The organism is Streptomyces sp. NPDC051105 (assembly GCF_040682795.1).
GTDB lineage: Bacteria > Actinomycetota > Actinomycetes > Streptomycetales > Streptomycetaceae > Streptomyces.
In genome coordinates this window covers 663,464-690,245 of sequence record NZ_JBFBBR010000003.1, presented here as the reverse complement: position 1 = coordinate 690,245, position 26,782 = coordinate 663,464, and the positions used below count along the sequence as shown (strand labels likewise).

Annotated in this window: 19 protein-coding genes; 7 read left to right on the top strand and 12 right to left on the bottom strand. The window is 71.6% G+C overall.

Annotated elements, in window-relative coordinates; genetic code table 11:
• Window positions 1–84: 84 nt before the first annotated feature.
• Window positions 85–900 (bottom strand): AraC family transcriptional regulator, encoded by an 816-nt coding sequence (locus AB0N16_RS10610; RefSeq protein ID WP_365795121.1) that lies wholly within the window; start codon window positions 898–900, stop codon window positions 85–87.
• A gap of 77 nt (window positions 901–977) precedes the next feature.
• On the opposite strand from AB0N16_RS10610, the gene AB0N16_RS10605 reads away from it, so the two are divergent.
• From AB0N16_RS10605 to AB0N16_RS10585, 5 genes are all read left to right on the top strand, one after another.
• Complete coding sequence (locus AB0N16_RS10605) at window positions 978–1,577, top strand: TIGR03086 family metal-binding protein (protein ID WP_365795119.1); 600 nt, start codon at window positions 978–980, stop codon at window positions 1,575–1,577.
• 84 nt (window positions 1,578–1,661) lie between these two features.
• The gene (locus AB0N16_RS10600) at window positions 1,662–2,783 is read left to right on the top strand and encodes an LLM class flavin-dependent oxidoreductase (RefSeq protein WP_365795117.1); all 1,122 of its coding nucleotides are present in this window, start codon (window positions 1,662–1,664) and stop codon (window positions 2,781–2,783) included.
• Window positions 2,780–3,376 carry an FMN reductase gene (locus tag AB0N16_RS10595; RefSeq protein ID WP_365795115.1) on the top strand — a complete coding sequence of 199 codons (597 nt, stop codon included), beginning with the start codon at window positions 2,780–2,782 and terminating at the stop codon, window positions 3,374–3,376. Before AB0N16_RS10600 ends, AB0N16_RS10595 begins: the two co-directional genes overlap by 4 nt.
• A 353-nt stretch (window positions 3,377–3,729) precedes the next feature.
• Window positions 3,730–4,467 carry a response regulator transcription factor gene (locus tag AB0N16_RS10590; RefSeq protein WP_365795113.1) on the top strand — a complete coding sequence of 246 codons (738 nt, stop codon included), beginning with the start codon at window positions 3,730–3,732 and terminating at the stop codon, window positions 4,465–4,467.
• Window positions 4,468–5,913 carry a HAMP domain-containing sensor histidine kinase gene (locus tag AB0N16_RS10585; RefSeq protein WP_365795111.1) on the top strand — a complete coding sequence of 482 codons (1,446 nt, stop codon included), beginning with the start codon at window positions 4,468–4,470 and terminating at the stop codon, window positions 5,911–5,913.
• 67 nt (window positions 5,914–5,980) lie between these two features.
• Here the strand turns inward: AB0N16_RS10585 and AB0N16_RS10580 are convergent, their stop codons facing one another.
• Window positions 5,981–6,151: a hypothetical protein gene (locus AB0N16_RS10580; protein WP_351741206.1), complete on the bottom strand. Its 171-nt coding sequence runs from the start codon at window positions 6,149–6,151 to the stop codon at window positions 5,981–5,983.
• Window positions 6,152–6,332: 181 nt separating this feature from the next.
• Here AB0N16_RS10580 and AB0N16_RS10575 point away from each other — a divergent pair, with 181 nt between their 5' ends.
• Entirely contained in the window at window positions 6,333–10,700 is a 4,368-nt protein-coding gene (locus AB0N16_RS10575; protein WP_365795109.1) for a hypothetical protein, read from the top strand.
• On the opposite strand, the gene AB0N16_RS10570 is transcribed toward AB0N16_RS10575, so the two are convergent.
• From AB0N16_RS10570 to AB0N16_RS10525, 10 genes are all read right to left on the bottom strand, one after another.
• Window positions 10,678–12,477 (bottom strand): phosphatidylglycerol lysyltransferase domain-containing protein, encoded by a 1,800-nt coding sequence (locus tag AB0N16_RS10570; protein WP_365795107.1) that lies wholly within the window; start codon window positions 12,475–12,477, stop codon window positions 10,678–10,680. The genes AB0N16_RS10575 and AB0N16_RS10570 overlap by 23 nt on opposite strands.
• Window positions 12,478–12,617: 140 nt before the next feature.
• Window positions 12,618–12,881 carry a hypothetical protein gene (locus AB0N16_RS10565; RefSeq protein WP_351694364.1) on the bottom strand — a complete coding sequence of 88 codons (264 nt, stop codon included), beginning with the start codon at window positions 12,879–12,881 and terminating at the stop codon, window positions 12,618–12,620.
• A gap of 317 nt (window positions 12,882–13,198) precedes the next feature.
• Window positions 13,199–14,101, bottom strand: coding sequence for a phosphate ABC transporter ATP-binding protein PstB (pstB, locus tag AB0N16_RS10560; protein WP_365795105.1), 903 nt, complete (start codon window positions 14,099–14,101; stop codon window positions 13,199–13,201).
• Between the two features lie 14 nt (window positions 14,102–14,115).
• The gene (locus AB0N16_RS10555; protein ID WP_365795103.1) at window positions 14,116–15,030 is read right to left on the bottom strand and encodes a sortase; all 915 of its coding nucleotides are present in this window, start codon (window positions 15,028–15,030) and stop codon (window positions 14,116–14,118) included.
• A 74-nt stretch (window positions 15,031–15,104) separates the two neighbouring features.
• Entirely contained in the window at window positions 15,105–17,081 is a 1,977-nt protein-coding gene (locus AB0N16_RS10550) for an Ig-like domain repeat protein (protein WP_365795100.1), read from the bottom strand.
• Between the two features lie 112 nt (window positions 17,082–17,193).
• Window positions 17,194–19,815: a hypothetical protein gene (locus AB0N16_RS10545; RefSeq protein ID WP_365795098.1), complete on the bottom strand. Its 2,622-nt coding sequence runs from the start codon at window positions 19,813–19,815 to the stop codon at window positions 17,194–17,196.
• Window positions 19,812–21,506 (bottom strand): phosphate ABC transporter substrate-binding protein PstS, encoded by a 1,695-nt coding sequence (locus AB0N16_RS10540; protein WP_365795096.1) that lies wholly within the window; start codon window positions 21,504–21,506, stop codon window positions 19,812–19,814. The genes AB0N16_RS10545 and AB0N16_RS10540 overlap by 4 nt, the downstream gene beginning before the upstream one ends.
• Window positions 21,506–23,062 (bottom strand): phosphate ABC transporter permease PstA, encoded by a 1,557-nt coding sequence (gene pstA, locus AB0N16_RS10535; protein WP_365795094.1) that lies wholly within the window; start codon window positions 23,060–23,062, stop codon window positions 21,506–21,508. Before pstA ends, AB0N16_RS10540 begins: the two co-directional genes overlap by 1 nt.
• 2 nt (window positions 23,063–23,064) lie before the next feature.
• Window positions 23,065–24,039: a phosphate ABC transporter permease subunit PstC gene (gene pstC, locus AB0N16_RS10530; protein WP_365795092.1), complete on the bottom strand. Its 975-nt coding sequence runs from the start codon at window positions 24,037–24,039 to the stop codon at window positions 23,065–23,067.
• A gap of 276 nt (window positions 24,040–24,315) precedes the next feature.
• Window positions 24,316–24,993 carry a hypothetical protein gene (locus AB0N16_RS10525; protein ID WP_365795090.1) on the bottom strand — a complete coding sequence of 226 codons (678 nt, stop codon included), beginning with the start codon at window positions 24,991–24,993 and terminating at the stop codon, window positions 24,316–24,318.
• 508 nt (window positions 24,994–25,501) lie between these two features.
• On the opposite strand from AB0N16_RS10525, the gene AB0N16_RS10520 reads away from it, so the two are divergent.
• Complete coding sequence (locus tag AB0N16_RS10520) at window positions 25,502–26,497, top strand: cytochrome c oxidase assembly protein (protein WP_365795088.1); 996 nt, start codon at window positions 25,502–25,504, stop codon at window positions 26,495–26,497.
• Window positions 26,498–26,782: the final 285 nt, after the last annotated feature.

Genomic DNA, 26,782 nt, shown 5'->3' with positions numbered 1-26,782 from the left:
GGCCGGTCGCGCCCGCGCGGCGGTAGCCACGAGTCGTATACAGCCCCGCGCCCCGGAAGGGGCGCTTGCCTCACGGGGTGCGCTTCACATGCCGGCTGCGTACGCGGTCGGGGGGACCCCCACCGTCGCCTTGAAGGCGCGGATCAGGTGGGCCTGGTCGGCGTAGCCGAGTTCGGCGGCCAGGGCCGCCCAGTCCACGGCCTTCTCCCCGCCCGCCCGCTCCACGGCCTCGTGGATCCGGTGGCGGAGGATGGCCCACTTCGGGGTGATGCCCACGTACGCGGCGAAGAGGCGTTGCAGGGTGCGGGTCGAGATGCCCTGCGCCTGCGCGAACTCGGCCACCCGGCGGACCGTGCGGTCGGAGCGGATGCGGTCGGCCAGGGCCATGGCGCGGTCGGCCTGGGGGTCGGGGGTGGGGGCGAGGGACAGGAGGAAGGCGTCCAGGGCGGCCACCCGGTCGCCGTCGTCGGCCGGGGTCACGATGTCCCGGGCCGTGTCCGCCGTGGCCCGCGGGAACACCTCGTCGGCCCGGAGCGCCCGGCCCGTCCAGTGGGAGACCGGGTGGCCCGGGGCGTACGGCCGGAAGCCGCCCGGGCGGAACTTGGCGCCGCACACCCGGCCGCGGCCGGTCAGCTTGCGGGCGTAGAGGCCGAGCGCGACGCCGGTCAGCTCGGCGTAGGGCGGCCCTTCCTCCTCGTCCCACTGGAAGGTGAGGTTGACCGACGGATGGGGGACCACGTGCGAGACGTACGGCTCGGGCAGGTCCCAGTCGATGAACCAGTACGTCTCGATGTGCCGGCGCAGCGGCTCGGCGGGCCGGTGGCGGCGGAACCGTACGCGGGACAGCAGCCCGGCGGGGTCGACGATCCCGCGGGTGTCGTGGACGGAGGCGGCGGCCATGGCCGGATCGTACGTCCGGCGCGGCGCGTCGCGTTTGTTCAAGAAGGGCGCCGGTGCGCGTTCGTACGGTCGTCGGCATGGAGACGAACACGAACAGTGCGCGCGAGTACGGCATCGGTGAGCTGCTGGGGAGGGCGGTGGACGGGGTCCTGCCGGTGGTGCGGGCCATCCCGGACGGGGCGCTCGCGGGGCCCACGCCCTGTGCCGAGTACGACGTGAAGGACCTGGTCAATCACCTCTTCCACGTGGTCGTGGAGTTCCGGAAGCTGGCCGCGAAGGGGTCGGTGGACTTCACCCGGACCCCCGACCGGGTCGGGGAGGGCGCGGACTGGCGGGAGCGGTTCGCGCAGGCGGCACAGGCGCTGGCGGCGGCCTGGTCGGTGCCCGGGGCGGAGGAGGGCACGGCGGGGACGATGAACATGCCCGCGCGGACCCTGGGCTCGATGGCCCTGCTCGATGTGACCGTGCACGGGTGGGAGCTGGCGCGGGCCACCGGCCGGCGGGAGCCGTCGGCCGATCCGGCGGTGGTGGCGGAACTGGCGGGGCAGGTCGCGGGGCTGGCGCCGACCGCGCGGGCGATGGGGATGTTCGGGGAGCCGGTGGCGGTGGCGGAGGGGGCGCCGGCGTTCGAGCGGCTGCTGGGGGTGACCGGGCGGGACCCGGGCTGGAAGGCGTGAGGAGGAGGCGCGGGGAATACCGGTGGGTGGGGTCTCGTTCTGCAGGTATAGTTGAATCGTAAACAACCTGGAGGGTGAGCGAGCATGCAGTTCGGGATCTTCACGGTCGGCGATGTCACGCCGGACCCCACGACGGGTCGGACGCCGAGCGAGCGGGAGCGCATCAAGGCGATGGTCGCGATCGCGCTGAAGGCCGAGGAGGTCGGGCTGGACGTCTTCGCGACCGGTGAGCACCACAACCCGCCGTTCGTGCCGTCGTCGCCGACCACCATGCTCGGTTACGTCGCCGCGCGCACGGAGAAGCTGATCCTCTCCACCTCCACCACCCTGATCACCACGAACGACCCGGTGAAGATCGCCGAGGACTTCGCGATGCTCCAGCACCTGGCCGACGGCCGGGTCGACCTGATGATGGGCCGCGGCAACACCGGCCCGGTCTACCCCTGGTTCGGCCAGGACATCCGGCAGGGCATCAACCTCGCCATCGAGAACTACGCCCTGCTGCACCGCCTGTGGCGCGAGGACGTCGTCAACTGGGAAGGCAAGTTCCGCACGCCGCTGCAGGGCTTCACCTCCACCCCGAGGCCGCTGGACGGGATCGCCCCGTTCGTCTGGCACGGCTCGATCCGCTCGCCGGAGATAGCCGAGCAGGCCGCCTACTACGGTGACGGCTTCTTCCACAACAACATCTTCTGGCCCGCCGACCACACCAAGCGGATGGTCGAGCTGTACCGGGCCCGGTACGCCCACTACGGGCACGGCACGCCCGAGCAGGCGATCGTCGGCCTGGGCGGCCAGGTGTTCATGCGCCACAACTCGCAGGACGCGGTGCGCGAGTTCCGGCCGTACTTCGACAACGCGCCGGTCTACGGCCACGGGCCCTCCCTGGAGGACTTCACCGACCAGACCCCGCTGACCGTCGGCACGCCCGAGCAGGTCATCGAGAAGACGCTCGCCTTCCGGGAGTACGCCGGTGACTACCAGCGCCAGCTGTTCCTGGTCGACCACGCGGGGCTGCCGCTGAAGACGGTCCTGGAGCAGATCGACATGCTGGGCGAGGAGGTCGTACCGGTGCTGCGCAAGGAGTTCGCGAACGGCCGTCCGGCGAACGTCCCGGAGGCGCCCACGCACGCGTCGCTGCTCGCCGCGGCCGCTTCGGAGGCTTCGGGCGCTTCGGGCGCGGAGAAGAAGGAGGTCGGGGCATGAGGCTCGTCGTCGTCTCGGCGGGACTGAGCGTGCCGTCGTCCACCCGGCTGCTGGCCGACCGGCTGGCGGCCGCGGTGGGCCGGCAGGCCGACGATGTCGAGGTCGAGGTGGTGGAGCTGCGCGACCTCGCGGTCGAGATCGCGCACAACTTCACCAACGGCTTCCCCGGGCGCAGGCTGGCGGCCGCGCTGGAGGCGGTGACGGAGGCGGACGGGGTGATCGCGGTCACGCCGGTGTTCACGGCCTCGTACAGCGGCCTGTTCAAGTCGTTCTTCGACGTCCTGGACAAGGAAGCGCTGGTGGGCAAGCCGGTGCTGATCGCGGCGACCGGGGGCACGGCCCGGCACTCGCTGGTGCTGGAGCACGCGCTGCGGCCGATGTTCGCGTACCTGCGGGCGGTGGTCGCACCGACGGGCGTCTACGCGGCGTCGGAGGACTGGGGCGCGGAGGGCCTGGAGGCCCGGATCGAACGGGCGGCGGGGGAGCTGGCGGCGCTGATGACGGGGCTGACCGGTGCGCGGCCGGCGGAGCCGGAGGCTCTGCCGGTGGTGGTGCCGTTCGAGGAACAGCTGGCGAGGCTGGCGGCGAGCTGAGGTCGGCCGGGGGGTGTCGCTTACCGGCGCCACCGCCGGGGTGCCTCCCCCACTCTCGGCTCCGCTCGAGCGGGGGACCCCCTCGCCCACCCGTGCCGCCTGGGGGGACCTCCCAGGCCCTTGAGGCACTGGGGAAAGCACGACTGCCCGCAGCGACGGCAGGCCCCGTAAGGGGCGCTGGGGGTACCCCCGGCCGAAGGCTGGGGAAGGAACTGCGCGACCAGCCCCCACGCACCCGCGGCCGAAATGCGACGCGCCCGGTTGCCTCTGTGACGGTGAGAGCCAGGTAAAAAGGGTGATCGTAGGCCCGCTCACCCCGGCCGAACCGCCGGAGGCCTTGGCAGACTGGGTGCGTGCCCCAGACTGTGCTGCTCGCCGAAGACGACCGCGCCATCCGCCACGCCCTGGAGCGGGCCCTCAGCCTGGAGGGGTATGAGGTGACGGCGGTCGCGGACGGTGTGGAAGCCCTGGCGCACGCCCATCGCGAGCAGCCGGACGTCCTCGTCCTCGACGTGATGATGCCCGGCATCGACGGCCTCCAGGTCTGCCGCGTCCTGCGCGCCGAGGGCGACCGCACCCCCATCCTGATGCTGACCGCGCTGGTCGAGACCGCCGACCGGATCGCGGGGCTGGACGCCGGCGCCGACGACTACGTCGTCAAGCCCTTCGACGTCGAAGAGGTCTTCGCGCGGCTGCGGGCCCTGCTGCGGCGCACCTCCCCGGTGACCACCGGCGGCGGCTCCGGCGGCGGCGCGGTCGCCGACCCCGGCCGGGAACCGCAGACCTCCGACCGGCAGGTCGAGGCGGCCGGCCTGCGGATGGACCTCCAGGCCCGCCGGGCCTGGCGCGGCAGGCGCGAGCTGGAGCTGACCCGAACCGAGTTCGAGCTCCTGGAACTGCTCGCCCGCAACGCCGGGATCGTCCTGGACCACTCCACGATCTACGACCGTATCTGGGGCTACGACTTCGGCCCCGGCTCCAAGAACCTCGCCGTCTACGTCGGCTACCTGCGCCGCAAGCTCGACGAGCCCGGCGCCCCGCAGCTGATCCACACCGTCCGGGGCGTGGGTTACGTGCTGCGGGAGGACTGAGTGGGCCGCCTCCGGTGGCTCCGTCGGGTGCTGGTCAGGCGTCGGCCCGGGCTCGTCTCCCTGCGCACCACGTTCGTCGTCTCCTTCGCGGCCGTCACCGCGGCCGTCACGATCGTCGTCGGCATCCTGTCGTACAACGCCGCAGCCCGACTGGTCCGCGTGGACGAGCAGTCGGTGTTCACCCAGGTCGTCTCCGACGTCCAGGACGAGGTCAAGCAGCACCGGATGGTCCCGGAGGACTTCTTCTCCTCCAAGCCGGGACATGACCTGGTCCGGCCGCCCCGCACCGACGTCCAGGTGCTCGGCGAGCACGGCGAGACCGTCGACCACGGCAGCCCGGTGCTGCCCGTCACCGACGCGGACCGGGCGGCCGCCATGGCCGAGAAGGCCGGGACGACGGCCCAGCACAAGGACGTCCGGGTCGGCGACGACCTGTTCCGGATCGCCACGGTGGCGCTCGGCGACGGCCGGGGCGCGGTGCAGGTGGCGCAGGAGTTCAGCGACACGGAGGACCTGCTGCGGGCGCTCCAGCAGCGGACGCTGGCACTGATGGCGGCGGTGGTCGTGGCCGCGGGGCTGTTCGGCTGGTGGCTGGCCCGCCGGATCACCCGCCGCCTGGTGATCCTCACCTCGGCCGCGGAGGACGTGGCCCGCACCCGGCAGCTCGGCATCCAGGTCCCGGTGACGGGACTGGACGAGGTGGGCCGGCTGGGCCGGGCCTTCGACCGGATGCTGGGACGGCTGGCCCAGTCGGAGGAGGACCAGCGGCGGCTGGTCCAGGACGCCGGTCACGAACTCCGCACCCCGCTGACCTCGCTCCGTACGAACATCTCCCTGCTCCGCCGTATCGACGAACTCCCGCCGGCCACCCGGGACGATCTCGTCGCGGACCTCGGCCAGGAGGCCCGCGAGCTGACCGACCTGGTCAACGAGCTGGTCGACCTCGCGGCCGGACAGTCCGACGCGGAGCCGCCGCAGCGGGTGGACCTGGCCGACATCGCGGAGGACGTCGCCGGGCTGGCCCGCCGTCGTACCGGCCGCGAGATCCTGCTCCGCGCGAGCGGCGACACGACCACCGACGGCCGCCCCGGCATGCTCCAGCGGGCCGTCTCCAACCTGGTCGAGAACGCGGCCAAGTTCGACCGGGACGGCAAGGCCCCCATCGAGATCAACGTCACCGGCCCCGCCCGGCCCGGCACGGTCCGCGTCGAGGTCCTCGACCGCGGCCCCGGGATCGCCGAGGGCGACCTGATCCGCATCTTCGACCGCTTCTACCGCGCCGCGGACGCCCGCTCCCTCCCCGGCTCCGGCCTCGGCCTCTCCATCGTCCGCGAGGTCGCGATGGCCCACGGCGGAGCCCCCTTCGCCTTCCGCCGAGAGGGCGGCGGCGCGGTGATCGGGTTCACGGTGGGCGGAGGGCTCGCGGGCGGGTTGCCACGGGTGTAGGCCCGTACCGCACCGCGCGGAGGAGCGGGACCGCGCACCGCTCACCTCACCGCTCATCGCTCACCGCTCACCGCTTTCCGCGCAGCGCCCGGACGACGTCGGCCACCGCGGTGAGGATGCGGGCCCGGTCCCTCGAATCGGCGTCGGCGAGCGCGGTACGGACGATCAGTACGGCGGCGCAGGCCACGATCAGCAGCGCCAGGACTCCGCACAGGGCGGTGAGGAGCAGGGGGGCCATCGGGGTTCCTTCCAGGGCCGGAGCGACGACGCCGCCGACTGTGCTCCGGGTGCGCTGCGCGGGGCTCCGGCCGATGTGCTCGAATCCCGGTGATACCGCAGGTCATGGAGGTAATCTGCGATTTCGCGAGTCGTACGGGTCGTACGGGTCGTGCGACTCGGGGCCTGGAGGGGGACGGCCGGTGACGTACGAGGAGCAGCTGGATCGGCTGGTCAGGGCCGCCGGGGGACCCGGTCCGGCGGCCGTGGCCGCGGCGATCGCGGCCAAGTACGGGCTGAGCATCCACGCCAACACCGTCCGGGACTGGCTCCAGGGCAAGGGTGTCCCTCGTGACCGGGCGAAACGGCACGCCTTCCTCCGTGTGCTGACCGATCTCGCGCAGACCCGGCGGCACCGTGCCGTGCCCCCCCTCACCTGGGAGCAGTGGGACCGTCTCGCGGAGGCGTCCCGGCAGGGGAGGACGGCCGGCTCCTCGCCGCCCGCTCAACAGGGTTTCGGCCAGGACTGGTTGAGCGCCGTGTCCGGCTCCGTCGTCTGGCAGCTCGTCGCTCCCACCGAACAGGAGCGGGCCGGGACGATGCGGGAGCAGACCCTCGACGTCGTAGGACGGCTCGCGAAGCTGTACGACGAGCGGCGCGGGCTGCTGGTGCGGGACCCGTGGCGGGACCCGGAGCTGGGGGAGCGCATGGTCCGGGCGACGAAGCTTCTGCTGCACGAGATACAGGAGCGGCTGCGCCGGCCGACGCTGAAGCCCGCCGAGGCCGCGCTGATCGCCCTGCTGCCGTTCCTCTACCAGGCGCACGGCGCGTACACCCTCGCCGAGCATGCCCACATCGATCCGGTGGACCTGGACGACCAACGGCCGGGCGGCGCACACCGGCAGACCCACAACGCCCTGCTGCGCGCCCACAAGCGGCTCGTCCGCCAGGCCAACCGCGGGCGTGAGCTGCCCGACCGTGGGGACGGGCGCCCGGAGACCGGCTGGTGGCTCTTCCACCAGTGGGCGAAACAGGAGATGGGCTCACTGCCCGCCCTGCTGGCCGAACTGGAGTCCCCCGAGACCGGCCTCGGCGCGCTCCTCGACCGTCACCTGCTGACCCGGCTGCTGGCCTGTGCCCAGGTGTCACCCCGCAAGCTGTACGGCCGGGGGCGCGACGGGCTGCTGAAGCCCGAACCGTTCCCGGTCGAAGTCGGCGGCGGAAACTGGCAGGGGGTCCGGGAGCACCTGGTCGGGCCGTTGTTCGCGATCGCCCATGCCATGGCCCTGGAGCCGACCGCCCTGCCCCCGGACATCGTCGAGCACGTGGGCATCCCGGATCCGGTGACGGCCGAGGCGTTGCTGACCACTCTGAACAGGGCCCGCTGGATCCCGCGCGGTGACGCCCTGGGCCTCCAGGCGACCTGCGACCACCCCGCCGTCGTGGCTGCGCTCGTCGACCACGCGCAGCATGTCGACACCCTGCTGCGGGACGCGCGCCGCACCCGGCCCACGGAGGAGATCGGCGCCCTGCCCGTCTACGCGCACGCCGATGAGGTCTACGAGGTGGACGACGCGGGAGAGCCCCGGCAGGCCGGCGAGGTGATCCGGTTCCGGCTGGACGAGGCCCGCATCCAGGAACTCCTTATGGGCGAGAACCTCTACCGCGACCGCGCCCTCGCCATCCGCGAGCTCTACCAGAACGCCCTGGACGCCTGTCGGTTGCGCAAGGCCTGGGAGCATGCCAGGAACGGCGAGGACGGCTTCAAGGGAAGGATCGAGTTCGAGCAGGGCTACGACGAGGAGGAGGAGCGGTACTTCCTGGAGTGCCGGGACAACGGCATCGGCATGGACGAGACCGTGCTCGCGGAGGTGTTCTCCCGGGCCGGCGTCCGCTTCAGCGAACACGCCCGGTTCCAGGAGGAGTCCGAGGAGTGGCGGAAGGACGGGATCGCCGTCTACCCGAACAGCAGGTTCGGCATCGGAGTGCTCAGCTACTTCATGCTCGCCGACGAGATCCGGGTCACCACCCGCCCGGCCAGCGGCAGATCGGGGCCGCTCACCGTTCTGATCACCGGTCCCGGTCACTACTTCCGGGTCAGGCCCGGTGACGAACGCCGGTTCGTGGGAACCACGGTCCGTCTCTACCTCCGGGACGGAAAGAACGCCCCGTCCTGTGTGCGGGAGCTGCGCAGGTTCCTGGGCATCGCCGAGTTTCCGACCTTCGCCGAACACGCCAAGAGCACGGCGAAATGGGAGGAACCCGGCCGGTTGGAACCCCGTGAGGCACCTGTCGGCGGACCGGACGGATTCCTGGCCCACGGCAGGACGGCCGGCCGCCCGCAAGGCGGCTACGCGGTCCACGGCCAGGTGGTGTGGTGTGAACACGGCGGCGGGATCCTGGCCGACGGCATCTTCGTCGAACCCCGCGTACGGCGCGGTGTGCTGGCCGATCCGGGAGGCACGCGGCGGCTGCGCGGCGCGGTGGTCAACCTGACCGGGGCGACCCGGCCGAAGGACCTGTCCGTGGACCGCACGGAGATCCTGGACGGCGACGTGGACGAGAAGGTGGAGCGGCTCATCAGGGACGCGCTGCCGGCCCTGCTGGCCGCCGACCCGCCCCTGCTGACGACCCAGTGGCTGGCGGACGTCTCGGGCCACAGCCCCCGGCTCGCCGACATCGTGACCGAGGCGGCGGGGGAGGCGGGGTTCGTGCTGGGGTTGAACGGCCACTCCGCATCGGTCGCCACGGCCGGGTTCTTTCCCTCGGACGTCGACATCGTCCACCAGGCGGCCGATGAGCCCACGGACCTGGACGACACCGAGGAAATCCGGCTCAGCGGCCCGCCGGACGACGTCACCCTGCTGTGGCGCCTCCTCGCACATCGACCCAACGCCGAAATGGACGCGCTGACCGAACTCGTACCGGAGCTGTCCCGGGTGGAGAAGGTTCTGGTCGCCCGGCCCTCGGACCTGCTGTTGCGCACCACATCGGCCGGGGGCTGGAATGAGCGGCACTGGGCCGACCCGCGCACTCTCACCCATGACCTCTCGCGCCCGGGGCATGCCCTCTCCGTGGCCGAGGCCTGCGGCATGACGTATCTGGACGTGCTGTCCCGCATGGAACTGCTCGGCATGGTGACTCCGGGACCTCCCCGGGACGACGTCCTGGTCGACCCGACCGGAGTGGCACTCCTCGACGCCTACCTTCGCGGTGTGCCCCGAGACGGCCCGGCCGGCGACTGGCGGAGTGTGGACGAGGTCGTTCCGCCTGGGCATCTCGTGAAGGCGCATCTGGTGCTGAACATCGGGTTCGAAGAAGCTCTGGGCCGGATGCGGGCCATCGGCTTCGACCTGCCCGGGCACGTGCCGACGGAGACCCCGGAGGACTGGGTGCTGGCCGTGCTCAGCCGGTTCCTGAACTCCGATGACCCCTGGCTGGAGCAGGACGACCCGGTCCCGGTCGGGCACGTCCTGGGCGCGATGTGGCAGACCGGCCGGCCTCTTTCGGAGGTTGTCGAGACCCTACGGGCGTACGGCTTCCGTCCGGAGCTCGGTTCGGTGGACGAGGGAACGGCTCGGGAACTGCTGCGACAGCGCGCCGAGTGGAACTGGGACGCCAGTGCTCTGGGCGAGCTCGAGGTGACGGTTCCGGTGCCGTTGCGCCTGCTGGCCGAAGCGTCGATCGCCTCGGGCGTTCCGCTGCGGGAGACAGCCCGCCGGGTGACGGAACTGGGATTGCGCGTCGACGACTTGCCCGACCGGGTCGATCCGGCGGACACCAGGATCCTGAGCGTGGTGGTGCCGACGGAGGACAAGGTCGTCCACCTCGGGAATCTGGTGAGCGCGGCGGAGGAAGCCGGTATGCCCCCGGCGGCAGTGGCGGACCGCCTGCGTGCCTACGGAATGCGGACACCGGATGTGGGACTTCCCGAGGTGATGGCCGGTGACGTGGAGTTGCTCAGCCATGTGAGTCACGCTCTGGGGGGCTGGGCCCGACTCGGTCCGGACCGGCGGGTACCGGTGTCGGCGGTGGTCAGGGCCGCGCAGGAGATGGGGCAGTCGCCCAGGGCGGTCGTCGACAGACTGGCCCGCTACGGCTTGGACACGCCGCTCACGGCGCCGCCCGTCAAGGCGAGCAGAAGCGACTACGGCCTCACGGGATTGTCCGGCTACGGCCGCGAAACGAAGTTCGACTGGGATGCGCCGGTGCCGGTGCATCATCTTGTCTCGGTGGGCCCGCAGCTGCTGATGGAACAGCAGGAAGTCGTAGAACGCCTGACCGCCTTCGGGTTCCGTATGCCCGCCCTCGGTGTCGACGAACTGGACCAGACCGATCTCAGTCTCTGCCGAGACACGCACATGCAGGGAAGCTACACAAAACGCCTCCCCCTGGACCTGTCCGACCCGATCTCGGACTTCCTCGACATCGCCCGCTTCGCCCCCCTCCCCCTCCCCGAACTCCTCCCCCGCCTCGCCCGCCTCGGTGTGGACCTCTCCAAGGTGACCGAAGCCGTCCGGGCCGCCCTCCCCCAGGTTCCCGGTCTCGTCATGACCCCCAGGGAACCGTGAGGAAGCCCTCGGCGCGGGCGCTGGCCAAGCCGATCCGCGGGATGTCGCTGCTTCGCGCGAACAGCAGGTAGCGCGGTTCCCACACCGGTCGGTACTTCGCGTTCGCCCGGTACAGGGACTCGATCTGCCACCAGCGGGAGAAGAACGTCAGGGTCGCGTGCCAGAGGCGGAGGACCGGCCCGGCACCGAGACGGGAGCCGCGTTCGAAGACCGAGCGGAACATCGCGAAGTTCAGGGAGACCCGGTCCACCCGCAAGTCGGGTGCCTTCAGGAGGAGTTCTACGACCATGAACTCCATCAGGCCGTTCTCCGCGTCGCGGTCGCGGCGCATCAGGTCCAGGGAGAGGCCCTGTTCGCCCCAGGGGACGAAGCTGAGGAGGGCGCGGGGGACGCCGCCGGCGTCCCGGCACTCCAGCATGACGCAGCGGCCGTCCGCCGGGTCGCCCAGGCGGCCGAGCGCCATCGAGAAGCCGCGTTCCGTGGTGCCGTCGCGCCAGTGGTCGGCCCGGTCGATCAGCAGTGACATCTCGTCGGGCGGGATGTCCTCGTGGCGGCGGACGCGGACCGTGTAACCCGCCCGCCGGACGCGGTTGTGGGCCTGGCGGACCACGCGCATCGTGCGACCCTCCAGGGTGAAGTCGGCGATGTCCACGATCGCCTCGTCGCCCAGTTCCAGGGCGTCCAGGCCGTGCCGGGCGTAGATCGTGCCCGCTTCCTCGCTCGCGCCCATGACGGCCGGCGTCCACGCGTGCCGTCGCGCTTCCGTCAGCCACGCGTCGATCGCGCCGGGCCAGGCCTCCGGGTCGCCGATCGGGTCGCCCGAGGCGAGGCTGACGCCGCCGACGACGCGGTAGGTGACCGCCGACTTGCCGGTGGGCGAGAAGATCGCCATCTTGTCGCGGCGCAGGGCGAAGTAGCCGAGGGAGTCGCGGGCGCCGTGCCGGTCCAGCAGGCCGCGCAGCCGCGACTCGTCCTCGGGGCTGAGCAGGCGGCGGCCGCGCGGGGAGCGGAAACCGGCGTAGAGGACCAGGCAGAAGGCGGCGGCGAGGAGGATGTTGATGACGATGTCGGTCCAGCGCGGGGCGTGCACCGCGGTGACGTGGTCGGCGAGCGGGCCGACGCTGACGCCCCGCAGGAGCGTGTAGGCGATCTCGTCGGGGAGGGTGGCGCCGGGGAGCTTGTTCGTCGCGTGGACGAGAAGCGTGCCCAGGACGCCGGTGACGGCCACGCCGCCCACGCCCACCGCCAGCGCCAGCCGCGGGTTCGACGGGTCGCCGACCGCGTGGAACTCCCGCCGGCTGATCAGCAGCGCGGCCACGAAGAGGCCGGTCAGGGCGGCGGAGACCCAGTTGAAGACGTGGGCGCGGTACTCATGCTGGGTGAGGGCGAGGACGTAGAGGGCGAAGACAGGGGTGGACAGGAACACGTTGACCAGCCACGCCGCTCGCTTGCGGCGCCGCATCACCAGCACGAGGAAGATCGCCAGGGCGGCCGAGACCAGGCCCGCCGTGGCCAGGTACGGGGTGAAGAACTGGCCGGAGTGGTGGGCGTGCTGCCGGTGGAGGTGCAGGGTGATGCGGCCGTTGTTGTGTTCGTCGACCTCCTGGCGGAACGGCAGGGACAGCACCGCCGCTATGTTCAGTACGGCGATCAGGCGCAGGTACCAGACGGTGGCGTCGGCGGCCCGCCTGCGCAGTGCGCCGCCGGGTGTGGCGGCGGGGGCGCGGCGGTCGGCGGACGCGCGCGCGGGGATCAGGGTCGACTGCTGTGCGGGCATGGGGACCGGTCACCTTGGGGACGGGGACGGAAACGATGGTGGAGGGAGCTGTGACCCTACATTTTGTAGGGTAACGGCGGGAAGTCGGGGGAATGACCGGCCGCGGTGCGGAATACGGTGTGAAGAGGGGGTGGGGCCTCTTACGGACACTCCCGCTCGGCCCGCCACCGGGCCACCAGCACCCACGCCAGGTTCCCGATCGCCGCCCCCGCCGCCACCGCCGCGACGATCACCCCGCCCGTCGCCAGCCCGTCGCTGAACAGGTGCGGGCGCCGGTCGAGGCTGTGCAGGCCGAAGCCGGACAGCTCGTACACGCCCACCGCCGCGACCAGCAGGCTCGCCACCAGCACCGCCACCGTGGGGGCGAGGCCGCGGCGCGCCTCCTGTGTGTCCGTGCCCTGCATGAGTACCCCCGATGAGCCGGCGAGCCGTCGTGGCCGATGGGAACCTACAATACGTAGGGTCCGGAAGGGCTCAGGACGTGCGTAGGCACATCGGCGTGGACACGGGGGCGGCGCGCCCCGGCCCGATGTCCTCGGTGTTCTCGGTGTCCTCGGTCACAGCTTCCTGCCGTCGTGGTCCGTACGGGTGACGGCGCGGCGTACGCGGGGATGACGGCGGGGGGACGAATCGGTCGTCGCCGTACCGGTGCGGGTCGCCGCCGGGCTCCGTTCCCTGAGGAAACCCGGCGATCGATCGACCCTCTGCCCGTCGGCGGGGCTCAGCCGAACCGGCCCGCCACGTAGTCCGCGGTGCGCTGGTCCTGCGGGGAGTTGAAGACGGCGTCCGTGGCGCCGTGTTCGACGATGCCGCCCGGGGTGCCCTGCTCGGCCAGGAAGAACGCGCACTGCTGGGAGACGCGCGCCGCCTGCTGCATGTTGTGGGTGACGATCACGATCGTGACCTGACCGGCCAGGTCCTGGATCGTCTCCTCCACGCGGCGGGTGGAGGTGGGGTCCAGGGCCGAGCACGGCTCGTCCATCAGCAGCACCCGGGGGCGGACCGCCAGCGCCCGCGCGATGCACAGACGCTGCTGCTGGCCGCCGGAGAGGGCGCCGCCCGGCTGGCGGAGCCGGTCGCGGACCTCCTTCCACAGGCCCGCGCGGGTCAGGGACTCCTCGACCAGCTCGTCCCGCTCCCGGCGGTTCACCTTCGTACCGGTCAGCCTGAGACCGGCCACCACGTTGTCGTAGATCGACATCGCCGGGAACGGGTTCGGCTTCTGGAAGACCATGCCGATCCTGCGGCGGGCGTCGGTCAGGCGCCACGACGGGTCGTAGATGTCCTCGCCCTCGAAGAGCACCTCGCCGCCGAACTGCGCCGAGGGGATCATCTCGTGCATCCGGTTGAGGGTGCGCAGGAACGTCGACTTGCCGCAGCCGGACGGGCCGATGAGCGCGGTGACCTCGCCCGCGGGCATGGTCAGCGACACCCGGCTGAGCACCTGGTGGGGGCCGAACCAGGCGGAGACCGCACGGGCTTCGAGGGTGGCGGGGGCGGGGCCGTCCACCACCGGGTGGGCGGCGGGCAGCACGGCGGTGTCGGTCACGGCGGTGTCGGTCACGGCGGTGTCGGTCGTCGCGGTCTCGGTCGTCGCGGTGTCGGTCATCGCGGTCTCGGTCATCTCATTCACCTGGTTCACAGCAGATTCGGCAGCAGTTCGGTGGTCCGCGTCGCGACCTGGAGGCCGAGCACCGCGACGACCGGGGCGAAGACGATCCACGTCTGGTGGCGGCCCCAGCGGTGCCAGGCCCAGACGGCGGCCACGGCGGTGAGCAGCAGCGCCTGCAGCCACATCACCAGCGGCCACGGCACCCCGGAGGGGCGGGCGAGGGGTTCCTCGGAGTCCGGCAGGGTGCCGGCGCGGATCACGGCCGAGGGGGTCTGGAACGTGTCGGAGACCAGGTCGGCGTCGACGCGCAGGACACCCGAGGGCACGAACTTCGGTCCCGTCGCCGTGATCAGCACCAGCCGGCTCTTGCCGGCGGCGAGCGCGGTCGGTGCCGGGTCCCCGGCCCGTCGTACGTCGATGACCAGGTACTTCGCCTTGCCCTGGCCGGTGATCACGCTGAACGTGTCGCCCGTGGTCAGCTCGGAGAGCCTGCCGAACGGGCCGCCGTACGCCGCCGCCCGGCCCATCAGCACGCTGGTGCCGGCCTGGCCGGGCATCGGGGTGTCCCGGCGGTGACCGGGGCCGTCGGTCAGCACGGAGGAGTCGGTGCCCTCCAGGACGACCTGGCTCAGGCCCAGCTTCGGAATCCTGACGATCGCGAGCGGGGTGCCCGGTGCCAGCAGCTTGCCGTCCTGGCCGGTCTGGGCCACCGGGGCGGTGCCGAGGGCGAGTTGCTCCCGCAGCTGGTCGAAGTCGGCGTGCTGCGCGGCGTGTTGCTGGGCTCCGCTGACCACCAGCAACTGCACGGTGATGCCGAGCAGCAGGGCGGCGAGGCTGAGCAGTCCGCCTCGTGAGAGGTGGCGCACGAAGGTGAGGCTGCGGACGGGCCTGCGCGGCACGGCCGCGGCCAGAGCTTTCGGTGTCGGTACGGCGACGGTCACGGGGCCCGCCTCCTTCGGAAGACGCGTGCGGGGCCACCGGGAGCCTCGCGGCTCCCGGCGGGCCCGTCAGGGGGTTACTTGGAGGTGATGGTGAAGTTGGCGCCGGTCTTCGAGTTCACGGTCGAGGAACCGACGTAGAAGGCGTGCAGGGTGTGCTTGCCCTTGGCCAGCTTCGGCAGGGTGATGGTGACCTTGCCGCCGCTGAGGGTGCCGGTGGCGATCACCTTGGAGCCCTGGTAGATGCGGACGGTGCCGCCCGGGGTGGTGCCGGTCGCGGTGACCTTGACGGTGACCTTGCCCTTGGCGGTGTGGCTCACCGAGGTCGGGTGCGAGGTGGAGACGGCCGGGGTGGCCTTGGTGATCTTCAGGGAGACGGTCGTGGAGGACGCGTTGAGCTTGGAGGTGCCCGGGTACGAGACCGACAGCGAGTGCGTGGCGACCTTGAGGTGGTTCGACAGGCCGATGGAGACCTTGCCGGACGAGTCCAGGGTGCCGGTGCCGACGACCGTGGTGCCGTCCTTGACGGTGACCTTGCCGGTCGGCTTGACGCCGTGCGTGCCGGTGACCGTGACGGCGACCTTCGGGGTCTTGCCGTAGGCGGTGGTGGCGGTGGTGGCCTTGGTGGTGCTGGCGTACTTGACCGCGCCGGTCCAGGTGGCCTCGGTGCCGGCGCCGACCAGGTTGTCGGCGGTGACGGTGACGCCGTAGGTGCCGGTGGCGAGACCGGTGAAGGAGAACGACGTAGTGGTACTCGGCAGGTCCTTCGTGATGATGACGCCGCCGTCCGCGTCCTTCAGGGTGACCCGGTAGTCGGTCACCGGCAGGGCCGGCTTGATGGTGCTGGGGGTCCAGCTGAGCTTGAGGCTCGCGTCGCCGACCGTGGTCTTCAGGGTGGGCTTGTCGGGCGCGCTGCCCACGGTGGTCGACTCCAGACCGCCGACCCTGGCGTGCTTCGCCTGGTTGATCGAACCGTTGTACGGCTCATTCAGGAAGCCGAAGTCCGCGATGACCTCTTCGGCGGAGTCCGAGGCCGTGGCGGCCTCGTGGTCGCCACTGGTGACGAAGACGTCGTAGATGTCCTTGTCGAAGAAGATGCTGGTCGGGTCGATCGCCCGGGTGGGCACGACGTTGTAGACGTCACGGCCGAAGGTGGAGTTCTCGTAGTAGTGGGAGACCGGGGCGAGCTTGCCGTCCACCGTGGTCACCGGACTGGTGACGCCACCGGTGTCCGTCGGCAGCTGGATGCTCGCCAGGTGCGCGCCCGCGGCGACCGCGTTGGAGCTGTAGTCGGGGGCGATGTGGTTGTTCTGCGCGATCCAGCTGCCCACGGAGAACGGGACGAGCGCGCCGTCCTGGGTGAGGGCGGCGTTGGCCTGGTTCTCCTGGACGGTCGGCAGGGTGGTGTCGACCGTGCCCTCGTTCAGGCCGATCGCGGCGAGGAAGAACTTGCGGGTGCCGGAACCGAGCTGCGGCAGGACCGGGTGCACGGTCTGGCCGTTCAGCGTGTGCGTGCTGCCGGCCTTGTAGATGTCGAACAGCTGCCCGACCGTCAGCGTGTCCAGGCCGGTGCCGCGGACCGCGACGCCGACCGCGTCCCGCGCGAACGGGATGTAGGTCAGGGCGTTGCCCACCAGGTTGGTCGGGCCGCCGGAAGAGCGGGCGAAGTCCACCTGACCCGCGACGGTGGTGTCGTTGAACTTGTCACCGGTCAGCGAGTCGCTGAGCGCCGTACGGCCCGGACCCGAGCCGTTGGGGCGGTTGAAGGACGGGCCGCCGGAGCGGGTCTGGATGGTGGCGGAGCCGATCGCGTCGTAGGAGGCGAGGCCCGCGCCGGTGGACGACTTCAGGGCCGTCGACGCGTAGGAGGTGCCGTTGACGGTGTCGCCGGCCAGGGCGTTCATCACGTCCTGAGTGGTGTCGGAGCCCACGCCGACGAGCTGGCGGAAGGTGCCGGCGGGGGTGGGGTCCGCGTACGCCGGGCTCGCCAGAGCCAGGCCACCGGCCACCACTGCGGCGGCGACGAGGGCCGCTGTGGAGCGCGTTCTGCGCATCGAGTGTCTCCGTGATGTGTGAAGGAGCGAGGAGTGAAACGGATCTGGCAGGGTGGTGCGGGCCGTCCGCCCCGACTGTCCTTCGGGGCGGGCGGCCGTCTGTGGGGCGGCCTCAGGGCCGCAGCAGCCTCCGCAGTCGCTGCGGAAGTTCGGGAAGGACCGTCACCGTGCGGCCGCCGGGCAGCGGGACGCGCAGCGGCAGCCTGAGCCGGCCACCGCCCGCGAAGGGTGCCCCGGCTCCGGCGACCGCGCCGAGCGCGGCCCCGACCGGGACGGCGTACCGCAGCGGGTTGGCCGGGTCCGCCGGGGTGTTGCCGGCCGTGGTGGTCTGCAGCGCCTCGCCGCCGTCGAAGGACGCCTTCGGGCTCGGTGAGACGGAGGAACCGTCGGTCGGAGTGCCGGTGCCACCGCCGGTGCCACCGCCGGTGCCGCCGTCGAGACCGCCGGTGCCGGAGGGGCCGCCGCCACTCGTGTCGGTGCCGCCGCCGTCCGCCGGGCCGCCGTCGCCGGCCGGGCTCGGGCCGGTGTAGTGGATCAGCGCGTCGGCCGCCCTGTCGGTCTCGCCGCGCAGCTTCTTCGGCAGCGGGGCGTAGCCGGCGGGCAGCCGGCCCGGGTCGGCGCCGGTGATCTGGCCGTTGCCCGCCGCGTACCTGAGCAGGTAGGCGTAGTCCTGGCGGGCGGCCTTACTCACCTTGCCGGGGCGGACCGCCGCGTAGACCAGCTGGGCCAGCGGGTAGGCGCCCTTGGCCGTCGCCCCGGACGGGGTGATCTCGGCGAGTCCCTTGCCGGAGGCGCTCGCGGCGGCGGACGTCAGGGCGTTCTCCGTCGGTCCGACGAACTTTCCTGCCGCGTTGCGCAGACGGGCGGTCTGGAGACCGTACCGAGTGGCGGAAGCCGCGTCCGTGACCGTGATGAGGAAGCGGGAACCCACGGTCTGCGGGCCGGGGCTCTTGTACGCGGGCGGGGTGGCCAGCGGGTCCCAGGTCGACTTCCACAGGCCGTCGGCGCGACGGGTGTGCAGTGCGCCGGCGTGCATGTCGTCGACGTAGGGATGGAAGTCGATCATGCACTGCTTCTGGGTGGCGCCGCTGCCGGCCGGGATGGTGCACCAGGGGTCGCTCTTCGGGTAGTCGTCCGTCTGGGACGGGTCGAAGGCGACGCCGGTCGGGTTGAGGTCCGTGTTGGTGGAGTAGTACGGGTTGATCCGCATGCCCCAGTCGTCCGGGACACCGGCGAGGAACTGCCGGGCGTCCTTGTCGGACACGATCCACTGCCACAGCGCGCGGGCCGAGTCGGAGTGGCCGAGCGAGGTGAGCAGGTCGGTGTCGGTGGCGGGGGTCTCGGCGACCGACAGATGGGCGAACTCCGGGTTCAGTTCGATGAACTCGGGGTCGGTGGCGAGACCGGCCGGGTTGTTCTTCGCCCAGCCGTACCCCTTGGCGGCGATGCCGTTGATCACCGCCTGCCAGGTGGAGTTGCGGTACGACTCGGTGAGCAGCTTGGCGGCCAGACGCGGGGTGATGTCGATCGACTCGACCTTGGTCCCGGCGAGTTTGTTCTCCGACTCGGGAGCGTCGGACCTGGGTCTTCGTTCGATCGTGAAGGCGATCACGGTTCCCGAGAGCGCGACCGGCGCATACGACGTCGTACCCGGGGGCGCGGTCGTGGCCAGGTCGGAGCCCAGCGCGCGGGTGGTGAAGGCGAGGCCGAAGGAGCCGTCGTTGCCGAGCCGGGTGCGGGCGTCGGGCTCGCCCATCTCCGTGTAGCCGTAGACCTTGCCGGCCGCGCACAGGGCGCCCTGCCAGCTGGTCATGGCGTCGGCGGCGAGTTCGCTGCCGGCGGTGGGGCGCTCGTCGGCGCCCAGGGCGCAGTTGGTGCCCACGCTGTTGAAGTCCAGCTTGACGGCGATCCGGTTCTTCCAGTTGGTGGAGGAGACCGGGGAGCCCGCGTTGACCTGGCTCTGGTCGGCGTACGGCTTGCCGTCGAGGTCGAGATGGCCCTGCGGGACGATCACCAGCCAGCAACTGCGCGGCTTGGTGGCGCCGTCGACCGTCACGGGCACTCCACAGCCCAGATGCGGTGCCTCGTTGGCGGTCTGGACCTCGAAGAACTCCTTGCCGGTGCCGTCGGCGCCGGTGCGGGCGAAGTCGACCTCGTTGGTGGTGTTGTGGTTGAAGTAGGGGTTGTTCTGGGTGTTGCTGGTGACGGTGTCGCCGCTGACCGGCTTGAAGGGAACCTCACCGGGGGCGTTGGGGTTGCCGGCGCCGAAGCGGTCGTCCTGGCCGTAGTTGGTGGGGTCGGCGTTGTAGAAGACCCGGCGGGTGTCGTCGTAGTCGTTGCCGGGCCAGCTGCCGCGGTCCGTGGTCGGCGAGGCGCCGTACTGGCACTGGGTGCGCGACGGACCGGGATTCGACGGGACCGTGCCGTCGTCGTCGCCCCAGCACTGCATGATCTGCACGAAGTCGGTGTTGAACTGCGTGCCCGCGAAGGTGGTCGGGGCACCGCCGGACCAGCTGACCGTGACGGCCTGGCTGGTGAGGTGGGTGGTCTGGCTGACCGTGAACTTCATGTCCTTGAACTCGCCGCGCCCGGAGACGGTCACGGCCGAGCCGGTGGCCGCGGTGGCCGCGGTGGCGGTGGGGGCGGTCTGGGCGACCGCGAGTCCGGCGAGGGCGCCGACGGTGGCGCCGGCGAGAAGCCGTATCAGCGCGTTGCGTATCCGGGTGCGCCTCATCGCGAACTCCCGTCTTCGGAGCGGCTGTTGCCACTGCCGCCGGCCTTGCTGCCGACCAGCCTGGAGACCACCGAGGGCAGCAGGAGCAGGCCGAACACCAGGACCGCGGCCAGGAGCATCAGCGTCTGGGTGGCGGTCCAGCCGTGCCCGGTGGCCACGGCGACCGGCTGGGCGAGGGCGACGGTGCCGCCGGCGGTCGTACCGCCGGACGAGGCGGTGCCGCCGGAGCCGGTGCCGTCCGGGGAGATGGTCTGGCCGGTGTCGGGGTCGACGGAGGGCGTGGCACTGCTTCCCCCTGCGGAGCCGCCGCCGTCGGAGGCCGTGCCGGTCGCGCCGCCGGAGCCGGTGCCGGTGCCGCCGGTGCCGCCGGAGGTGCTGCTGTTGTTGCCGGTGCCGGACTTGGTGCCGCCGGTGCCCGTGGTGCAGGGTGCGGCGCCCTTCTTGTCACAGGCGGCGGGGTAGGGCGCGGTCTGGGCGAGCCGGTTCTGGCCGCTGGCGGTGAAGGTCGGGTTGTTGCAGTTCTTGATGTTGATGTTCTGCGCCTGCACACCCGGGATCCGGCGGATCTGGTCGAAGCCCGCCTGGACGAGGTTGATCGGCAGGGGCGAGTAGCCGAGCTTCGGGGCCTGTTGCTGTCCCTGGCACATGAAGTAGTACGAGAACGCGCCGAGCGTCTTGCCCTTGACCTTGGTGAAGGTGCCCTGCACCTTCAGCGGCAGGATCATGTACGAGTAGCTGGACAGCGGGTAGTTGCGCTTGTCGGAGTCGTTGTAGACGCCGTCGAGCTGCTGGGTGAGGTAGTCCGCCGAGCTCTTGTTGGTGTTGATCTTCGCTTTGAGGAGCGAGACCGCCACGTTCTGCGGGGTGGGCTCGGTGTAGTAGCCCGCGTGGTTCAGGACCTTGGCGACCGGGTAGTGCGCGTTGAGCGCGTACGAGTAGTTGACGTACCCGATGGCGCCCTCGCCGTAGTTCTGGGCGACGTAACCGGCGACACCGAGGTCACCGGACTGGGCGATCATGCCGGAGACGGTGGGGTAGTACGAGGTCTGGCCGCAGGACCCGGACCGGCCCACCTTCGCGCAGTACGCGTTCCACAGCGACCTGTGCTGGTTCGCCATCCACATCGTGAACTGGGCGGTGGAGCCGGAGCCGTCCGAGCGGACCACCGGGACGATGGTGCGGTGCGGCAGCTGGAGGCCGGGGTTGTCGGCCTTGATCACCGGGTCGTCCCAGGTCTTGACGACCCCGGTGAAGATCTTGGTGACGACGTCGCCCGAGAGGCGGAGGTTGGTGACCCGCTTGCCGTTGACGGTGAGGTGGTACATGAAGACGGTGCCGCCGGCGACGATCGGCATGTAGGCGTAGGAGCCGCTCGCGGGGCGTTCGGCCGCGCTGCCGTCGGTGGGGTTCGTCTGGAACGGGATGTCGGAGACGGCGAAGTCGACGGTGCCGGAGAGGAACTGGCGGCGGCCGTCGGAGGAGCCGGTGCCGGCGTAGCTGATCCGCATGCCGTACTGGTTGACGGCGCGGCGCCATTCGTCGACGGCGTTCTCGGCCCAGGTGGACCCGGCGCCGGCGATGGGGGTGTAGCTGTCGGCGGACGCCGGCGTACCGGCGAGGGTGCCGATGATGCCGAGCAGTGCGGCCAGGATGCCCAGCCGGCGGAGGGCGTTGATGACAGGGCTGGACATCAGTGGCTGTCTCCTGTTGCGAGGTCTTCGTTCCCACCCGCACCACCCGTGCGGGTTTCGTCGTCGGGTGCGGGTGGCCCCTGTGGGGCCTGCTCGTCGTCGGCGGGCTCGGGTGCGTCGGCTTGGGGGGCCTGCCCGTCGTTGTCGGGTGCGGGTGCGTCGGCTTTGGGGGCCTGCTCGTCGTTGTCGGGTGCGGGTGCGGGTGCGGGTGTGTCGGTGTGGGGGGTCTGCCCGTCGTTGTCGGGTGCGGGTGTGTGGGGGCCGGGTGCGCCGTTCCCCGCGCCCCTTTCGGGGCGCTTGCCGGGGTCGTCGGTTTCAGAAGCACCGGGCTCGAACAACTCCAGTCCCGGGGTGTGGAGTTCGGCGAATCTCGTAGCGTCCCGGCGGGACGCCCGCGCCGCCCTCTTCGCCTGGCGCTTGTTCTGGTGGCCGGGGCCGCGGCCGCCGATCACCCGGGCGATCGCGAAGAGGACCAGGACCAGTGCCATCAGGACCGCCGCCGAGCCGAAACCGCGGGCGATCATCGTCGGCTCGGGGGACTTGACGAAGTTGAAGACGGCGAGGGGGAGGGAGACCATCGGGCCGCTCGTCGGGTCGGCGTTGAGCGCTGCCGTGAAGCCCGCCGTCAGCAGGACCGGGGAGGTCTCGCCGATGCCGCGGGCCGTGCCGAGGATGACCGCGGTGGCGAGACCCGAGCGAGCCGTCGGCAGGACCACGTGCCAGACCGTTCGCCAGCGCGGGGCGCCGAGGGCCTCGGACGCCTCCGTCAGATTGCCCGGCACCAGGCGCAGCACCACGTCCGCCGCGCGGATCACGATCGGCAGCATCATCACGCTGATCGCGAAGCCCGCCGCCAGCCCCGACTTCTGCATGCCGAGACCGAGGATCCAGACCGCGTACACCATCAGGCCGGCCACGATCGACGGCAGCGCGGTCATCGCCTCGACGATCGTACGGACGAACCGCGAGAAGCGGCCGCGGATCTGGTTGAGGTACACCGCGCAGGCCAGGCCCAGCGGGACCGTGATCGCCAGCGCGATGGCGATCATGATGAGCGTGCCGAGCATGGCGTGCGCGATGCCGCCGTGGGTCAGCGGGTCGAGCGGGCCCGCCGCCTGCATGTCCTGGGTGAAGAAGTTGCCGTGCGGCAGGGCCTCCCGGCCGCGCCACGCGGTGAAGCCGACGACCATGGCGAGCGCGCAGAACATGAGCCCGCCCGCGGTCCACAGGACGATGGTCATCACCCGGTCCCGTACCGCCTGCCCGTCCTCCTCGAGCCCTGTCAACACCGCGTAGATACCTAGGAATGAAAGGTATGCGGTGACGAAGAACCCCAACCCCCCGGAGAACGGGGCGAGTTCACCGAAGAGGAGGATGGCGGTGCACAGTCCGGAGGCGGCGGCGCCGAACAGCGAGAGCACCCCGGAGCGGGTGAGGCCGCCGATCCGGCGCGGCACGTCGGGGAGTGTGGCGACCGAGTCGTCCGTGGAGCCGTCCGCGGGGACCTCCCGGGGGGCGTCCTGCGGAACGTTCTTCTCAAGGTCTACGACGGTCATCGTCAGGCCTCGCTCTGCGCGCCGGACCGTGACCGCGCCACGATCGAGGAGGCGGTGAAGTTGACCGCCAGGGTGAGCAGGAACAGCGCCAGGCCCGCGGCCATCAGCGCCGACATGCCGAAGGTGGAGGCATCGCCGTAGTGCAGGGCGATGAGGGAGGAGACCGAGTTCGAGCCGGTCTGCAGGATGTGCGGCTGGATCACGAAGACCGGCGAGATGATCAGGTAGACCGCGATGGTCTCGCCGAGCGCCCGGCCCAGGCCCAGCATGGTGCCGCCGATGATCCCGCCCATGCCGTACGGCAGTACGACCGCGCGGATCATGCCCCAGCGGGTAGCGCCGAGCGCGTAGGCGCCCTCGCGTTCACCGGCCGGCGCCTGGGCGAACACCTCGCGCATCACCGAGCACTGGATCGGCGCGACCATCAGGGCGACGACGATCCCGGCGACGAAGGTGGAGGCGGTGTAGACGCTCTGGGAGGAGAGGGGTTCGCCCGGCTGGACGCCGTCGACGTGCAGGAACGGGATCCACCCGAACCAGTCCGACAGCCAGCGGGAGAGCCCGATCACGTGCTGCTGGAGGAAGAACAGCCCCCACAGGCCGTAGACCACGGAGGGCACGGCGGCCATCAGGTCCACCATCGTGACGAGCGTGCGGCGCAGGGGCCGGGGCGCCACGTCCGAGATGAACAGGGCGGTGCCGAGGGCCAGTGGCACGCTGATCGTGACGGCCACGGCGGCGATGAGCAGTGTGCCGGTGAGCACGGCCGCGATGCCGAACCTGTGTACGTCCGGCTGCCATTCGGCGGTCGTGAGGAAGGCCCAGACGCCTCTCGCCCGCAGCGCCTGCCCGGCCCGCAGCAGCAGGAACAGCCCTACGGCGGCCATGATGGCGAGGACGATGCCACCCGTGGCCGTCAACTGGTACCGGAACATCCGGTCCCCGAGCCCCCGGGCGGCGGACAGCCGCCTGGGCACGGGTCTTTCGGATTCCGCCCCGGCGGAACCCTCGAGTGCGGACACCACTGTGCCCCCCCTATACGAAACGATTCTCCCCACACGGCCCCGAATGGGGTGCCGCGCGGGGAGAGTCAATGGCCGGTTCCTTGCGCACCAGCACGTCGAATGTGGAGAACAGGTGAACTGTTCATGCCATTTCGGTGGGGGAGATGTGGGTGCCTGTGTGCAGGAGGGGCAGGCGGGCTGGGTTCGGCCGGGGCGGCCGCCCGGCGGCCCGGCTCGGTCGCGGTCGCCTCAGTCGCTGCCGGCGCCGTCGTGAGCGGCGTTGTCGAGGATGCGCTTGACGGCCTGCTCGTTCTGGCCGAATACCGCCTTCTCCAGGCTGTGGTCGTCATGCCGGGAGAATCGTTCCCCCTCGGCGACGTCCTCCTTGCTCAGCACACGTCCGCACCACTCGCCCTGGTCGCCGGTGCCGTCGTCGAAGGGCACGGATCCGCCCTCGCCGAGGACCACCCAGCCGCCTTCGCGCCAGCGCAGGGCGAGCAGGTAGGTGTGGCCGACCTCGAGCCGGGGCGCGTCGGTGGCCGGCTGCGCCACGCGGGTGCCACTGGACCGGTAGACCTGCCAGCCCGGGGCGACCATGTCGAAGTCCGACCCGATGGCGTGCCGGGGTGAACTGCGGGACCACAGCCTGCTGTCGGTCCGGAAGCTCACCAGCCGGTCCATCGCGTACGCGACCGACCCCTTGCGGTAGGTCCGCCGGTTGGTCTCCTGCTCCCGGGTCGGGCTGGCGACGACGACGTGATCGGCGTACGACACCCAGTCCCGCGCGGTCTGCGACGGATAGAGGTCTCCCGACGTCCCGCACCCCGGCACCGACTCAAGCCCCGGCCCGCCGACCAGCACCCCGGCGACGATCCCGACGGCGGCCAGGACCGCGGCGACGGGCCGCGCCGGCACACGCCGAGGCATGACAGACCGTTCCCCCATGAAAGACGCCCCCCAGTGCGTAATACCAGTCCTGCGGAGCCGGACCGGTCAAGATCCGTAACCGCGGTGATCACCCTAAGCACGGTCCGGCGAAAGTGGCCAAGGACCACTTCGGCCCGGCACAGAACTGTGACGCGGTGGCGGGCGGACGGCTCGGCAGCCCTCGCCGGTCGGGACGGACTCCCGCCGGGCGTGCCCGTCCGCGGTCCGGGCGTCGCCGGGGACCGAACCGCTGACCCGGTACCAGACGTCGTCCCGCGTCCTGTCGCCGTTCACGTCGTCCAGTTCCACGCACCGCTTCTCGGTGCGCATGGTCTGCCGGTAGGCGTCGGGGCCGCTGCGGACCTTGGTGCGGAACCGGTACCGCCCGGTGACGTACCAGGTACGGGTCGCGCGTCTGCCGCCGGTCCCGCTGCCGGCGCCGGGCGGCCCGGGTATAGCGTCGCGCAGTGGACCTGACCTGACCCGTTTCGTCCCGGACCGAAGGAGGATGAGCCGGATGGCCGAACTGACCGTGGGCCGGCTGCTGACGTCGTGGCAGCCGGATGTGCCGGCGCTGCTGCTGGTCGTGGCCCTGGGCGGGCTGTACGGCTGGGGCGTGCTGCGGGTAGGCGCGAAGGGCGAGCCCTGGTCGCCGGCCCGCACCGCCGCCTTCACGGTCCTGGGCCTGGGCGCGCTGGTGGTGGCGACGATGTCGGCCCTCGCCGTCTACGACCACGTGCTGTTCTGGCCGGCCGCCGTCCAGAACATCCTGCTCGACCTGGTCGCGCCCCTGGGTCTGGCGCTGGGCGACCCGCTCCGGCTCGCGGTGGAGGCCCTGCCGGAGCCCGCGGCGGCACGGCTCCGCCGCACGATGACCGGCCGCCTGATCCGTCTGCTGACCTTCCCCCTGGTCAGCACGGCGCTGGTGCTCACCACCGAGCTGACCATCTACTTCACCCCCTACTTCGGCACCGCGCTGCGGGTGGGCTGGCTGCACGAGCTGATGTACCTGCACCTGCTGATCGCGGGATGCCTGTTCGTCGTACCGGTGCTGACCCGGGAGGAGACCCTCCCGGCCTGGTGCACCCATCCGGTCCGGGCGGCCCTGGTCTTCCTGGACGGGGTGATCGACGCGATCCCGGGCGTGGTCGTCATGACGCACGGCACGCTGATCGCCGGTGCCTGGTACCTGCACCACCACCCGTCCTGGTCCCCGGACGTCCGGCACGACCAGCAGATCGGCGGCGGCGCGATGCTGAGCATCGCCGAGCTGGTCGCGTTGCCGTTCCTGTTGACGATCCTGTTCCAGTGGGCGCGGGTGGAACGGGTACAGACGGCGGCGCTCGACCGCCACCTGGACCGGCAACAGGCCGCCGAGGCCCCCGCCGCCGCCCCCGCCGCCCCCACCCCGACCGCCCCGTCCGCCGAACGGGTCCGCCCCTGGTGGGAGACGGAGGAGAACGAGGTGGCCGCGAGAATCCGCCGCCAGCACGGCGACGGGTGACGGGCTCCGCGTACGGCGGCTCGGCGCGGAGCGGAGGGCACCCGGGATCCGGTCGGTCCGGGACGCCGTTCCCCCGGTCCCGACGCAACTGCCGCACGGCAATGCCCTGTTCTGCACGCGAGGCGAAGCCCCGTTCGCCGCGGTGACCGGCGGGGCGACCGCCCCGTCCGCAGGTACCGTGCGGGCGCCATGCCACGGTCGCCTTGAGGTGCCCCGCGCCCCTTGACTTGGAGACCTTGACGCCCCCAGCCCGTCATCGGTCGCCTCCCCGACCGGGAATCCGTC